The following is a 13,787-nucleotide window of genomic DNA, read 5'->3' as shown; positions in this document are numbered from 1 at the left end:
GACAATGCCGCCCAACCGCCCGCGGAAACGCCCTCGGAATCGATTCGCTGACGAATCGAAGAACCGCCTCGCATTCCTCTCGCTCGCCTTCGTCGCCTTTGTCGTCGGCACCTCGGAATTCGTCGTGGTCGGCGTTCTCGGCCCGATCGCGGACGGTCTGCGGACGGGGCTCGGCACGGTCGGACTGCTCGTCACCGGCTACGCCCTGGGCATCTCCCTCGGCGGACCGGTCCTCACCGCGCTCACCCTCCGGCTGCCGCGCCGCACCCTGCTGCTCGGCGCGCTCGCCGCCTACGTGGCGGCGAGCGCCGGGGCGGCGGCGGCCGGCACGGTCGGCGTCCTGCTGGCCGCCCGCTGCGCGGCCGGGCTCGCCCACGGGGTGACCGTCGGCGCCGCCACCAGCGTGACCGTCGCCCTGGCCGGTCCCGGCCGGCAGGGGCGGGCCATCTCGCTGGTCTTCGGCGGCATCTCGGTCGCCACCGTGCTCGGCGTACCGCTCGGCACACTGGTCGGGCAGTGGCTCGGCTGGCGGGCCGCGCTCGCCGCCGTCGCCGTGCTCGCGGCGCTCGCCCTGGCCGCCGTCCGGCGGACGGTGCCGCCGACCGCCGCGATGGGCGCGCCCGGCCTGGCCGGGCAGCTGCGCGGCGCGCTCTCCCGGCCGGTGCTCGCCGTGCTCGGCACCGCCGTGGTGCTGTTCACCGGGCAGTTCACCGCGTACACCTACCTGGCCGGCTACCTGGAGGACGTCACCGGCGTCGGCGGGGGGCGCGTCGGCGGCTACCTGCTCGCCTTCGGCACCGCCGCCGCCGTCGGCACCTTCCTCGGCGGCCGGTGCGCCGACCGCCGGGCCGCCGGCACGCTCACCGCCGGCTGCGCCGGGCTGACCGCCGCGCTGCTGGCGCTGCACCTGTGCGGGCGCTCCGGGGCGGCGGCGGCCGTCCTGGTCGCCTGCTGGGGCCTGGCCGGCTTCGGGCTGGTCCCGGCGCTGCAGTCCCGGATCGTCGAACTCGCTGGCCCCGGCGGGGATTTCGCCGCCACCCTGGGCGTCTCGGCGGCCAACGCCGGGATCGCCGCCGGCGCCGCGCTGGGCGGCTGGACGGTCGGCGCGCACGGCGTCGGCGCGGTGGTGCCGCTCGGCGCCGCGGTCTGCCTGGCCGCGCTGCTCGCGGTGGCGGCCGGGGCCCGTCTGCGGCCCGCCGCCGCCCGGCACCCCGTGCACCCCCTTCACCTCGATCCGCCGCCCGCTCCTTCCCTCGACCGTGAAAGGACCGTCCGAGCATGATCGGCACCCTGGAGCGCCCACCCGTACGCGCCGCCTCCGCGCTTCCCGTCTGGTACCGGCACACCCCCTCCGGCCCGGTCGGCCGCGACCGGATCCGGGGCCTGGTGAAGGACCGGCGGATCACCTCCGTCGCCCTCACCGGCCCCGCCCCCGAGGACGAACTGCGGTGGCTCTGCGACCTGTTGGCCCCTCTGGGCGAGAGCGGTGACGGCCTGGTGTCGGCCCCCGCGGGCGTTCGCAGCGGTACCGCCTGCGACCAGGTGGCCGCCGCCCGCCGGCTCGTCGGCGCCGTCGGCCGGCCCAACCTGCTGCCTGCCCTGCCCGCCTCCGACGCCGGCCTGTGCGCCCTCACCTCGCTGCTCGGCGAGGGCATCGGCGTCCGGCTCGGCCCGCTGCACTCCGTCGCCCGCTACCAGCAGACCGTCCGGGCCCACCTCGACGGGCTCGAACTCGCCCGCTGGCGCGGCCTCGACCTCACCGGGCTCTGCTCCGTCGCGGCCTTCGGCGTCGGCGGGATCGACGTCGAGATCGACGCCCTGCTCGACCGCGCCGGCAGCCACGAGGCCAAGGCCCTGCGGGGCGCGGCCGGCACCGCCACCGCGCACCTCGCCCGCCGCGTCCACGCCGACGCCCACGACACCGAGACCTCCACCCGCTGGCGCGCCCTCGCCGCGGCCGGTGCCCGCCCGCAGCGGCTGGTCTGGACCCAGCTCTACCACGGCGTGCCCGGCCACCGGACCGCCCGCTACCTGGACGCGCTCGCCACCCCGGGCGCGGCGCTGGAGCTGTGCGCGCCCGCCCTGGAGACCCTCGACGGCACGCCCGAGGTACGGACCCCGCGCAGCACCCGGGCGGAGCGGGACGCGCACGCCTTCACCGAGCGGCTGATCGCCTACCTGCGCTGGTTCGACATCAACCACGAGTCCGTCCTGCGTTCCCTCGACGCCGCCCACGCCCACCAGTGACCACCGCCGCCCCCCTTTCAGGAGCCCGCTCATGGCACCGCAGCTCCACCTGGACCTCGCCCCGTCCCCGTCGGACGCCCTCCCCTCGCCCCCGGTGCGGCGGATGGCCCTCGCCACCGGCGTGGTCGCGCTCGGCGGGCTGCTGTTCGGCTTCGACACCGGCGTCATCTCCGGCGCCCTGCTCTTCCTCAAGGACCAGCTGGCGCTGAACTCCTTCCAGGAGGGCGCGGTGATCTCGGCCCTGCTGCTCGGCGCCGCCGTCGGAGCGCTGGCCGGCGCCCGCCCGGCCGACCGCTTCGGCCGCCGCAAGGCGCTGATCGGCGTCTCGGCCACCTTCACCGTCGGACTGGCGCTGGCCGCCGTGGCACCGGACTTCTGGACGCTGCTGGCCGCCCGGGCCGTGCTCGGCCTGGCGGTCGGCAGCGCGTCCACGATCGTGCCGCTCTACCTCGCCGAGATCGCCCCGCCGCGGCTGCGGGGACGGATGATCACGGTGAACCAGATCCTGCTGACGGTCGGCATCCTGGTCTCCTACCTGGTCAACCTGGCCTTCGCGGGCGGCGGCGACTGGCGCGCCATGTTCGCCGTCGGGCTGATCCCCTCGGTGGCGATGCTGATCGGCACCCTCTTCATCCCGGAGACCCCGGCCTGGCTCGACGGCCGGCCCTCCGCCGCCCGCCCGCCCGCCGGCCGGCCGCGTGCCCTGCTCACCACCCCGGGGACCCGCGCCGCCCTGCTCATCGGCGTGACGCTGGCGGCGGTGCAGCAGTTCGGCGGCATCAACTCGATCATCTACTACGCCCCGAGCATCATGGCCCGCGCCGGCCTGCCCGCCACCAGCTCGATCGGCTACTCGGTCGCCATCGGCACGGTGAACGTGCTACTCACCGTCGCCGCCATCCCGCTGATCGACCGCGTCGGCCGCCGTCCGCTGCTGCTCTGGTCCCTGGCCGGCATGGCCGTCTCGCTCACCGCCCTCGGCCTCGTCCTCGGCCCCGCCCACCCCGGCCCGCTCGGCAACGCCGTCGCCCTGGTCGCGATGACCTCCTACGTCGGCGCCTTCGCCATCGGCCTGGGCCCCGTCTTCTGGATCCTCGCCGCCGAGATCTTCCCGCCCGAGTCCCGCGCCCGCGGCACCGGCCTGTGCGCCCTGGTCAACTGGGCCGCCAACTTCGTCGTCGGCCAGGCCTTCCTCCCGACCGCCGACGCCGTCGGCGAGCGCTGGGTCTTCTGGTTCTTCGCGGCGGTCTCGCTGGGCGCGGTCCTGTTCGTCGCCCGCCGCGTCCCCGAGACCAAGAACCGCTCCCTGGACGAGATCCAGTCCGCCCTGGCCCCCGATGAGGCCCCATCCCCATGACGGAGCAGGACGTCGGCCGGACCGACTTCCTGCTCCGTGGTCGTACGCCTCGGGGCCCGCTCCCCCACGCCCTGCGGCCGATTGACGTCCGGCGACGGGCGCCGCCGATCACGGTGCGGCACCGGGTGTCGGATCGTCAGGAGGTCGGCCGCACACGTGGGGCAAGTGGATCGGGTGCGAGGTGGCGGAGGGGGGCCGGGGGCGGTTCTCCGCCGCCCGCCGGCGGTACGCCGCCGAGCAGTTGCCGGCCCTGCGCGGGCGCGCGGTGCCCGGGGACGACGTGTGCTCGCTGACCGGTCGTCTGCTGCCCCTGGAGCCGGACTGGACCGTGCTGCCGGTCAGGCCGCGATCGTGAGGGCCTCGTTGATCCGGCGGGTGATGTCGGCCATGACGGGGGTGGGCTCGCCCTTGCGGGCCTGCGTGGCGGTGGCCAGGGCCACGTTGACGATGCCGCGGAAGTTGTCGGCCTCGGCCGGGTCCTGGGCGTGGAGCAGGGTCGCGGCGGCGGTCAGGGCCGGGAGGACGTGGTCCGCGAGCTCGGCGACGGTCCTGCCGTCGAGGGCCGTCACCTTGGTGTTCGCGGCGAGCACGTGGCCGACCGGACCGGTGCCGGAGGCCAGGGCGACGGAGCCGTGGGTGGCGATCCGGTGGGGCGAGCCGGTGGCGTCGGCGGCGGAGAGCAGCGAGACGGCGCCGTAGGCGGCGGTGCGCAGGGTGGTCTTGTCCTGGTCGGTCAGGGTGAGGGACATGGTGGTGGGTTCCTTCGCTGTGGGTGGGGTGGGGTCGTCGGCCCGCGGTCAGGCGTCGAGGGCCTGGTAGGCGGTGGTCCAGAAGTCGTGGATCAGCCGGGCCGAGTTCGGGACGGTCATCCCGACCTGGGTGAGCAGGAGGCCGGTGATCCCGGTCTCCGGGTCGGCGTAGGTGGAGGTGCCGCTGCCGCCGTCCCAGCCGAACTGGCCGATCGGCGCGTAGTCGCCGCGGTAGCTGCGCACGGCCATCCCGAAGCCCCAACCCCCGTGCTGCCCCTGGCCGTACGAGAGGTGGACGAGGTCGCGGGCGAGGGCTTCGCGGGTGGCGGTCTGCTCGGCCGTGAGGCGGTTGGTGGTCATCAGCCGGACGGCCGGGCGGGAGAGGACGCGCTCGCCGCCGTGCGTGCCGCCGTTCAGCAGCATCCGGAAGTAGGCGTGGTAGTCGTCGACGGTGGAGACCAGTCCGCCGCCGGCGCCCGGGAACGCCGGGGGCTTGCTCCAGCGCCCGTCCGCCGGCTCGTCCCAGACGTGGAACTCCCCGGTCTGCGGGTCGGGGGCGTAGAGGGGCGGCAGCCGGTCGATCTTCTCGGCGGGCACGTGGAAGCCGGTGTCCTTCATGCCCAGCGGGTCGAGGACGCGCTCGCGGAGGAAGTCCTCGAACGGCTGCCCCGTGACGCGGGCGACGAGCACGCCGAGCAGGTCGCTGGCGATGTGGTACTGCCAGCGCTCGCCGGGCTGGTGCATCAGCGGCAGCGTGCCGAGGCGGCGCAGCCACTCGTCCGGCTCGGGCATGGGCTGGGGGAGGTCGGGCGTCAGACCGTTCTCGATGATCGCGGTCATGATCGGGGCACCCACCGCCGTGATGTCCATGCCGAGGCCGAAGGTGGAGGTCAGCACGTCCCGGACGGTGATCGGCCGGCGGGCGGGGATGGTGTCGTCGAGCGGACCGTCGACCCGCTTCAGCACCCGGCGGTCGGCGAGTTCGGGCAGCCAGGTCTCGACCGGGTCGTCCAGCCGCAGCCGGCACTCGTCGAGCAGGACCATGGCGGCGGCGACGGTGACCGGCTTGGACGTCGAGGCCATCCGGAAGACGGTGTCCCGGCTCATCGGCGCGCCGCCGCCGTGGGACATGGTGCCGACCGCCTCGACGTGGGTCTCGCCATCACGGGCGAGGAGGGCGACGACGCCGGGGACCTTCCCGGACTCGACGTGGCGCTCCAGGATGATGCGGACCTTGCGCAGGCTGTTCCTGTCCATCATGAGTCTCCCCACTCATTGCTGTTCGAGAACCTCTGAACAACGACGAAGCTACATTGCGTTCAGAGATTCGTCAACGCGCAAAGAGGCTCGCAATGCCTCTTCATAGCAAGGGATACTTGGAAGCCATTGCAATGAATATGAAGCTGAACGCAATGATCGATCAGGCCGCCGTTGCAATGAGTTCCGAGTGAATGCATACTCGCACCACGTGTCGACAGACGGAGGACGAGGACCGATGCCCGGAGGCAGGCTCACCAGTGAGGACCGTCAGCGCATAGCCGCAGGGCTGGCCGAGGGGCTGGGCTACGCCGAGATCGGGCGGCGCCTGGAGCGGCCCGCCTCGACGATCATGCGCGAGGTGACCCGCAACGGCGGGCCGGAGGACTACCGGGCGGAACGGGCCGCCGAGGCCACGCAGACGCGGGCGCGGCGGGCGAGGAAGGACCGGCCCGAGGTACCGGCGGTGTCCGACAGCGGGTACGGGCGGGATCCGGAGGCGGTACAGGGCTTCACGGAGGCCTTCACCGCGCTGATCGCGCAGTCGGGGCTTCCCCGGATGGAGGCGAGGGTGCTGGCCGCCGTCTTCACCACCGACGCCGGCGCCCTCACCGCCGCCGACCTGGTCCAGCGCCTGCGCGTCAGCGCCGCGTCCGTCTCCCACGCCGTGGGCTTCCTCGAACAGCAGGGCCTGATCAGGCGCGAACGCCTCCCCGGCGAGCGCCGCGAGCGCTACGTCACCGACGACGAGATCTGGCTCCGGTCCATCCTCGGCGCCGCGGAGATGAACGCGACCCTGGCCGGCATGGCCAGCCAGGGAGCCGACGTCCTCGGGAAGCAGACCCCGGCGGGCGCCCGCTTCGCCTCGTCCGCCGAACTCTTCGTCCTGATCAGCGAGTCCATGCGCGGGCTGCTGGAGCAGTGCCGGCACCACCTGGCCGCCCGGGACGCCGAACGCGAGGAGTGATCCGCCAGGCGGTCCGGCTGCGCGGCCACGGCATCCACCTCCCCTTCCTCCTCCGCGGCGCCCCGCCGAACGGCGGAGGAGGAGACACGCCCGGACCCATCGGCCGGGGACCGCGTTCGTCATCGCCCTGGTGCCCGACGAGGACCCGGACCTGGAGCCGACCGGCCGCCTCCAAAGCCACGACGGACGCGTCGTCCCGTACGAGATCATGCGCTGGTTCATGGAGTACGTGACCGAGGAGGTGGACCATTGCCGCGCCGAACCGGCGCGGGGAGGTGCCGAGTCGGCGGAATGACCGGGGCTCTCGCGGCTCAGAAGAGCGCCACCAGTTCCGTTCGCGAGGTGATCCCCAGCTTCGGGTAGGCCTTGTAGAGGTGGTGGCCCACCGTGCGCGGGCTGAGGAACAGCTGGGCCGCGATGTCCCGGTTGCTGAGCCCCTGCGCGGCCAGCCGGGCGATCTGCAGTTCCTGGGGGGTGAGGACCGTGAGCGCCCCTGCCGGAGCGGTCGGGGCGGCGGTGCCGGTGGCGGTCAGTTCGGTGCGGGCGCGGTCCGCCCACGGCGCGGCGCCGAGCCGTTCGAAGGTCTCCAGGGCGGCGGTGAGGTGCGGCCGGGCGTCCGTACGCCGGCGCTCGCGCCGCAGCCACTCGCCGTACAGCAGCGCCGTCCGTGCCTGCTCGAACGGGCGGTGGGTGCCCTCGTGCAGGTCGAGGGCCGCCCGGTACGCGGACTCGGCCGACTCGTCGGGGCCCAGCAGCGCCCGGCAGCGCAGCCGCAGCGCCTGCGCCCAGGGCGTGCCCGCCGCGGCCGCCCAGCGTGCGAAGCGCTCGTACGGCCCGGCCGCCCGCCGCGGCTCGCCCAGCCGGACGGCCGCCTCGACGAGGTCGGGCACCGCCCGGGTCGCGCCCACGTGGTGCCGGTAGGGCCCGGTGGTGAGCGTGTGCAGCCGGTCGGCGGCGGCGGCCGCGCGGCCCCGGCCGAGGTCCAGCAGGGCGAGTGCCCACTGCGCCCACGGCGCGCCGGCGGCCGGCGCGGACGAACCTGGGGCGAGCGCCTCGGCGGCGAGTTCCGCGCACCGTTCCTCCGCCCCGCCGAGGGCGGCCAAGCAGGCCAGGATGGCCGCGAGTTGGCTGGTCCACTGGTGCTGCCCGGTGTCCCGGGCGAGCGCGAACCCCTCCGTCGCCGTGACCTCGGCGTCCCGGTGCCGTCCGTGGAACAGCTCGGCCTCGGCCAGGAAGAACTGGAGCGTGGGGAGCACCCCGACCGTCCCCTTGGCCCGTGCCTCGGCGGCGAGTTCCGCGGCCAGTTCCAGCGTCTCGTGGTCCCGCCCGAGGACGAGCGCCGCGCCGCACAGCTGCACCAGGTCGACCGGGCTCTCCGCCCCCGCCTTCCGCGCCGCCTCGGCGGTCCTCCGCACGTCGGGCGCGGGCCCGGCGGGACGCCCCAGCGCGGGCAGCACGGCGGCCGGCAGGGCCCGGGCCAGCGGGGCGAGCGGCTCGTCGGGGCCGAGCGGGAGGACGGCCAGCCGGTCGAGCACGGTCGCCACCGGCTCCTCGCCGACGTACCAGGCGGCGTGGAAGGCCTGGAGCAGCATCCGCGCCGCGTGCGCGGGCTCGATGTCGGTGGCGGCAGCGTCCAGCAGCAGCCGGTACGCGGCCGGGTAGGCGCCGCGCCAGAAGTGGGCGACCGCCCGGACCTGGTCGAGCAGGGCGTGCGCGAAGACGTCGTCGGTGCGCGCCCCGGCCCGCTCGGCGAGCGCCTCGGCCTGCGCCAACTTGCCCTCCTCGGTGGCCGCTTCGGCGGCGAGCACCAGTCGGCGGGTGGCGCCGTCGCGGTCCGGGGTGAGCCCGGCGGCGCGCTCGTACGCGGCCGCCGCGCCGCCGTGGGCGCCGCGCGCCTCGGCCCGTTGCGCGGTGCGCTCCAGCGCGTCGGCGAGGCCGGCGTCGGGCGCGGTGGCGGCGAGCGCGAGGTGCCAGGTGCGCCGGTCGCCGTCCTCCAGGGCCTCGCCGATCGCCCGGTGGACGGCCAACCGCTGCTGCAGGGGCGCCCGTTGGAGGAGGGCGGCGCGCAGCAGCGGGTGCCGGAAGGCGAGCCGCCGGTCGGCGCCGACGGCCACCAGCCCGGCCTGTTCGGCGGGCGCCAGCGCCGCCCCGGCGTCCACGCCGAGGGCCGTCGCGGCGGCCAGCACGACGTCCGCCTCGCCGTTCTCCTCGGCGGCGGCGACCAGGAGCAGGGTCTGGGTCGCCGGCGGCAGGCCGGTGACCTGGCCGTGGAAGGCGATCTGCAGCCGGCTGGTCAGGGCGAGTCCGCCGCTCCCGGACTCCGTTTCGGCCAGGGGGAGTTCGACGAGGGCGAGCGGATTTCCGGCCGCCTCGTCGAGCAGCCGCCGGCGGGCCGGTCCGGTGAGCGCCGCGCCCGCGCGGTCGTCGGGCAGGCGGACATCGGGCAGACGGGCATCGGGCAGCCGGACGGCGGGCAGCCGGACGTCGGGCAGGCGGACGCCGAGCGATCGGCCGCCGAGCAGCCGGTCGTCGAGCAGGCGGACGGCGTCCGGCTCGGCGAGCCCGGTCAGCCGAAGCTCCGGGAGTCCCGCGAGCGGCAGCGGCTCCGCGCCGGCGCCCGCGTCCCGGGCGGCGAGCAGCAGGGCGACGCCCTCGGCCTGGAGCCGGCGGGCCGCGATCAGCAGCGCGTCCAGCGAGGAACGGTCGAGCCAGTGGACGTCGTCGACGACGCACAACAGCGGCCGGTCGGAGGCGAGTTCGGCGAGCAGGCCGAGCACGGCCAGTCCGGTGAGCAGCCGGTCCGCGCCACCGGGCGCTTCCCCGAGCCCGAACGCGCCCTCCAGCGACCGCCGTTGCGGCCCGGGCAGCGCGTCCAGCCGGTCCAGACCGGAGGCCAGCAGCAGGCTCAGCCCCGCGAAGGGGAGTTCGGCCTCGTACTCGACCCCGGTCGCCCTGATCACCCGGACGCCGTCCCCGGCCGCCGACACCGCGTACTCCAGCAGCGCCGTCTTGCCGATCCCCGGCTCGCCGCGCAGCACCAGGACGCCGCTGCGACCGTCCCGCGCCCCGTCGAGCAGCGCGTCGACGGCGGCCCGCTCCCGTTCCCGCCCGTACAGCACCCCGGTCTCCCTCCCGCTGCCCCGACCCTACTGGCGGCGACGTACGTACGCCCTACCCATCCGTGACGGATTCGCCCGCCGGCCGCCGTCCGTACCTTTTCGACCAGCGGGAACGACCCGCTCAACCACCCAGCAGGACAAGGGAGAAGACGATGACCGCCACCCAGTCGACCGACCTCCGGCAGCTCGCCGCCCGCTACCTGGCCGCCTGGAACGAGACCGACCCGGCCGCCCGCCGCAAGCTGGTCGACGACGCCTGGGCCGAGGACGGCAGCTACACCGACCCGCTGGCCGCCGTCACCGGCCGCGCGGGCGTCGACGCCCTGATCGGCGCCGCGCAGGCGCAGTTCCCCGGGCTGGTGTTCACCCTCGGCCCGGTCGACGCCCACCACGACATCGCACGTTTCACGTGGAACCTCGGCCCGGCCGGCGAGGAGCCGCTGGTCATCGGCTTCGACGTGCTGGTCGCCGACGCGGCGGGGCGGATCGCCTCGGTGTACGGCTTCCTCGACCGCGTCCCGAGCGCCTGAGCCGTCCTGCCGACCCATCGACCGCCGGGGCGGGCGCCCCACCGCCCGCCCCGTCCCCGACACCCCAGGAGGGAAGAAGCCTTGTCCGGCACGCTCACCGCCCGCCCGACCGCCTCCGCGACCACCGCCGGCGCCACCGCCCCGCGCGGTCTGCTGCCGGTCCTGCTGACCGCGACCTTCATGACCGCCCTCGACGTCTTCGTCGTCAACGTCGCCATACCCTCCCTCCAGACCGATCTGAGAGCCGGGCCCGCCGCCGTCCAGTGGGTGGTCGCCGGCTTCGGCCTCGCCCTCGCCGCCGGGCTGATCACCGCCGGCCGGCTCGGCGACCGCTACGGCCGGCGCCGGACGTTCGGGCTCGGCCTGGCCTTCTTCACCCTGGCCTCGGCGGCCTGCGGCCTGGCCCCGACGGCGGGCACGCTGGTCGTCGCCCGGATCGCCCAGGGGCTGGCGGCGGCGCTGATGGGCCCGCAGGTGCTGGCGATCCTGCGGACGGCGTACAGCGGCGCGGCGCAGGCCCGGGCGTTCGCGATGTACGGGCTGACCATGGGCCTCGGCGCCGTCTTCGGGCAGCTGATCGGCGGGGTCCTGATCCGCGCCGACCTGTTCGGCCTGGACTGGCGCAGCTGCTTCCTGCTCAACCTGCCGGTCGGCCTCGCCGCGCTGGCGCTGGTGCGGCGCTGCCTGCCCGAGTCCCGCGCCCCGCACCGCCCGGGCCTGGACCCGGTGGGCGTCGCACTGGTCACCGTCGCGCTGACCGGGCTGGTGCTGCCGCTGATCCAGGGCCCGGAGGCCGGCTGGCCGCCGTGGACCTGGCTCTGCCTGGGCGGCGCGGCGGCGCTGCTCGTCCTGTTCGCCGTCCACCAGCACCGCGGCGGGCGGGCGGGCGGCTCGCCGCTGGTCGACACCCGGCTGTTCGCCGACCGGGCGTTCACCACCGGCCTGCTCGCCCAGCTGGCCTTCTGGCTCGGCCAGGCCTCGTTCTTCCTGGTGCTCGCCCTCTACCTGCAGCCCGGCCGCGGCCTGGACGCGCTCGGCGCGGGCCTGGTCTTCACCGCGATCGGCCTCGGCTACCTGGTGACCTCCACCACCGCGCACCGCGTCGCCGCCCGGCTGGGCCGGCAGACGATCGCGCTCGGCGGGCTGCTGATGACCGCCGGTCTGGGCCTGCTCGGCCTCGCGGTGCACACCGCCGGTTCCACCGGCAGCGTCTGGTGGCTGGCGCCCGGCCTGTTCGTGGACGGGCTGGGGATGGGCCTGGTGGTCGCCCCGGTGACGTCGGTGGTGCTGGCGGGCGTGGCACCGCGGCTGGCCGGCTCGGCGGCGGGTCTGGTGGCCACCGTGCAGCAGGTGGCCGGGGCGCTCGGGGTCGCGCTGATCGGCATCCTCTACTACGCCGCCGACGACCCGGCCGGCGCGTTCGGGCGCAGCCTCGCGGCGCTGGCGGTGCTGGAGGTGCTGCTGGCGGGCCTGGTCCAGCTGCTGCCCCGCCGGACGGGGTGAGCCCCCGGGCGGGAGGGGAGGGGCGGGGGAGGGGAGGGCCGCGGTGTGTTCCTCCCCTCCCCTTCGGGTTCCGCCCTCCCGTTCCGTTTCCTCCCCCCGATCGGGTTGGATGGGTGGATGAGCGAGGAGAAGAGCGCCGTACCGGCGTGGGAGCAGCGGTTCAGGGCGGCACGGGTCTCCCTGCCGGACTGGGCGGAGGACGCCCCCGACCGGGCGCTGTACGTGTCCAACGCCAGCGGCGCCTACGAGGTCTACGCGTGGGACCGCGCCACCGACACCCACCGGCAGGTCACCGACCGCCCCAACGGCACCACCGACGCCGAGCTGTCCCCCGACGGCGCCTGGATCTGGTGGTTCGACGACAGCGACGGCGACGAGTTCGGCATCTGGCGCCGCCAGCCCTTCACCGGCCGGCCCGAGGGCGCCGAGGGCCCGGACGAGGAGGCCGTCCCCGGACTCGCCCCGTCCTACGAGGCGGGCCTGGCCCTGGGCCGGGACGGCACCGTGGTGGTCGGCCGCTCCACCGACGACGGCGGCACCACCCTGCACCTGCGCCGCCCCGGCGCGGCCGAGGCCGTCGAGATCTACCGGCACGCCGAGTACGGCGGCGTCGGTGACCTCAGCCACGACGGGACGCTGCTGGCCATCGACCACACCGAGCACGGTGACGCCATGCACGGCGCGATCCGCGTCGTGCGGCTGCCAGCGGGCGGTGGCGACGGCACCGGTGGAGACGGCAACGGTGGCGCCGCCGAGGTCGTCACCGTCGCCGAGCTGGACGAGGTCACCGGCAGCGACGAGCCGCGCGGGGTGGCCTGCCTGGGCTTCGCGCCGCTCGACGGCGACACCCGGCTGCTGGTCGCCCACCAGCGCACCGGCCGCTGGGAGCCGATGATCTGGGACGTCGAGACCGGTGAGGAGACCGCGCTGGTGCTCCGCGACGAGCAGGGCCGCGAGCTGCCCGGCGACCTCTCCGCCCAGTGGCGGCCCGACGCCCGCACCCTGCTGATCGAGCACGAGTACGAGGCGCGCAGCGAGCTGTTCTCGTACTCCCTGGACGAGCACGTGCTCACCCGCCTGGACACCCCGCGCGGCACCGTCGGCGGCGCGACCCCGCGGCCGGACGGCACCGTGGAGTTCCTCTGGTCCTCCGCCGCCGAGCCGTCCGCCGTGCGGTCCACCGCCGGCACCGTGGTGCTGCGCGCGCCCGGCGCCGTCCCGCCCGGCTCGGTGCCGGTCGAGGACGTGTGGGTGGACGGGCCCGGCGGGCGGGTGCACGCGCTGGTCCAGCGGCCCGCCGGGGCGGGCGACGGGCCGTTCCCGACCGTGTTCGAGGTCCACGGCGGCCCGACCCACCACGACAGCGACTCCTTCGCCGCCGGACCGGCCGCCTGGCTGGACCACGGCTACGCGGTGGTCCGGGTCAACTACCGCGGCTCCACCGGCTACGGCCAGGCCTGGACGGACGCGCTGCGCGAGCGGGTCGGGCTGATCGAGCTGGAGGACATCGCCGCCGTGCGCGCGTGGGCGGTGGCGAGCGGGCTGGCCGATCCGGAGCGGCTGGTGCTATCCGGCGGCTCCTGGGGCGGCTACCTGACGCTGCTCGGGCTCGGGACGCAGCCGGAGCTGTGGAGCCTCGGCGTCGCCGCCGTGCCCGTCGCGGACTACCTGACGGCGTACGACGACGAGATGGAGGCGCTGAAGGCGATCGACCGCACGCTGTTCGGCGGCACGCCCGAGGAGGTGCCCGAGCGCTGGACGGCGTCCTCGCCGCTGACGTACGTCGAGCGGGTGCGGGTGCCGGTGTACATCAGCGCCGGGGTGAACGACCCGCGGTGCCCGATCCGGCAGATCGACAACTACGTCGAGCGGCTGGAGCGGCTCGGCAAGCCGCACGAGGTGTACCGGTACGACGCCGGACACGGGTCGCTGGTCGTGGACGAGCGGATCAAGCAGCTGCGGCTGGAGATCGACTTCGTCCGCCGGCACCTCGGCGGCGCGGCGGTGGGCGAGAATCAGGCGGACACGGAGTAGTCGAGCAGTCGGTACGGGGGGTAC

The 13,787-nt window shown here is 75.6% G+C and carries 12 protein-coding genes; 9 read left to right on the top strand and 3 right to left on the bottom strand.

Annotation, left to right across the window (positions count from 1 at the left end; all coding sequences use genetic code 11):
* Nucleotides 1-4 precede the first annotated feature (4 nt).
* From ABT238_RS00555 to ABT238_RS00540, 4 genes are all read left to right on the top strand, one after another.
* Nucleotides 5-1,282 (top strand): MFS transporter, encoded by a 1,278-nt coding sequence (locus ABT238_RS00555; protein ID WP_350755032.1) that lies wholly within the window; start codon nucleotides 5-7, stop codon nucleotides 1,280-1,282.
* Nucleotides 1,279-2,247, top strand: a complete 969-nt coding sequence (locus tag ABT238_RS00550; RefSeq protein WP_350755030.1) for a transaldolase family protein — start codon at nucleotides 1,279-1,281, stop codon at nucleotides 2,245-2,247. Before ABT238_RS00555 ends, ABT238_RS00550 begins: the two co-directional genes overlap by 4 nt.
* Nucleotides 2,248-2,278: 31 nt before the next feature.
* A complete protein-coding gene (locus tag ABT238_RS00545) occupies nucleotides 2,279-3,604 on the top strand; it encodes an MFS transporter (protein WP_350755027.1) in 1,326 nt (441 codons plus the stop codon).
* A 181-nt stretch (nucleotides 3,605-3,785) separates the two neighbouring features.
* Nucleotides 3,786-3,959, top strand: coding sequence for a hypothetical protein (locus ABT238_RS00540; RefSeq protein WP_350755025.1), 174 nt, complete (start codon nucleotides 3,786-3,788; stop codon nucleotides 3,957-3,959).
* On the opposite strand, the gene ABT238_RS00535 is transcribed toward ABT238_RS00540, so the two are convergent.
* Both ABT238_RS00535 and ABT238_RS00530 read right to left on the bottom strand, forming a co-directional pair.
* On the bottom strand, nucleotides 3,943-4,353 hold the full coding sequence (locus ABT238_RS00535; protein ID WP_350755023.1) for a hypothetical protein: 411 nt from the start codon (nucleotides 4,351-4,353) through the stop codon (nucleotides 3,943-3,945). The genes ABT238_RS00540 and ABT238_RS00535 overlap by 17 nt on opposite strands.
* 48 nt (nucleotides 4,354-4,401) lie before the next feature.
* Complete coding sequence (locus ABT238_RS00530) at nucleotides 4,402-5,610, bottom strand: serine hydrolase domain-containing protein (protein ID WP_350755021.1); 1,209 nt, start codon at nucleotides 5,608-5,610, stop codon at nucleotides 4,402-4,404.
* A gap of 238 nt (nucleotides 5,611-5,848) precedes the next feature.
* On the opposite strand from ABT238_RS00530, the gene ABT238_RS00525 reads away from it, so the two are divergent.
* Both ABT238_RS00525 and ABT238_RS00520 read left to right on the top strand, forming a co-directional pair.
* Nucleotides 5,849-6,577, top strand: coding sequence for a GbsR/MarR family transcriptional regulator (locus ABT238_RS00525; RefSeq protein ID WP_350755019.1), 729 nt, complete (start codon nucleotides 5,849-5,851; stop codon nucleotides 6,575-6,577).
* Between the two features lie 130 nt (nucleotides 6,578-6,707).
* The gene (locus ABT238_RS00520; RefSeq protein ID WP_350755017.1) at nucleotides 6,708-6,872 is read left to right on the top strand and encodes a hypothetical protein; all 165 of its coding nucleotides are present in this window, start codon (nucleotides 6,708-6,710) and stop codon (nucleotides 6,870-6,872) included.
* Between the two features lie 16 nt (nucleotides 6,873-6,888).
* On the opposite strand, the gene ABT238_RS00515 is transcribed toward ABT238_RS00520, so the two are convergent.
* A complete protein-coding gene (locus ABT238_RS00515) occupies nucleotides 6,889-9,696 on the bottom strand; it encodes a helix-turn-helix transcriptional regulator (protein WP_350755014.1) in 2,808 nt (935 codons plus the stop codon).
* 152 nt (nucleotides 9,697-9,848) lie between these two features.
* Here ABT238_RS00515 and ABT238_RS00510 point away from each other — a divergent pair, with 152 nt between their 5' ends.
* From ABT238_RS00510 to ABT238_RS00500, 3 genes are all read left to right on the top strand, one after another.
* Nucleotides 9,849-10,226 carry a nuclear transport factor 2 family protein gene (locus ABT238_RS00510; protein WP_350558721.1) on the top strand — a complete coding sequence of 126 codons (378 nt, stop codon included), beginning with the start codon at nucleotides 9,849-9,851 and terminating at the stop codon, nucleotides 10,224-10,226.
* An 81-nt stretch (nucleotides 10,227-10,307) separates the two neighbouring features.
* Nucleotides 10,308-11,729, top strand: a complete 1,422-nt coding sequence (locus ABT238_RS00505) for an MFS transporter (protein WP_350755012.1) — start codon at nucleotides 10,308-10,310, stop codon at nucleotides 11,727-11,729.
* Nucleotides 11,730-11,846: 117 nt separating this feature from the next.
* Entirely contained in the window at nucleotides 11,847-13,763 is a 1,917-nt protein-coding gene (locus ABT238_RS00500) for a S9 family peptidase (protein WP_350755010.1), read from the top strand.
* Nucleotides 13,764-13,787: the final 24 nt, after the last annotated feature.

The sequence above is a fragment of the Kitasatospora sp. NPDC001527 genome (assembly GCF_040298605.1).
In the GTDB taxonomy this organism is placed as follows: Bacteria; Actinomycetota; Actinomycetes; order Streptomycetales; family Streptomycetaceae; genus Kitasatospora.
This window is presented reverse-complemented; position numbering and strand designations above follow the sequence as displayed.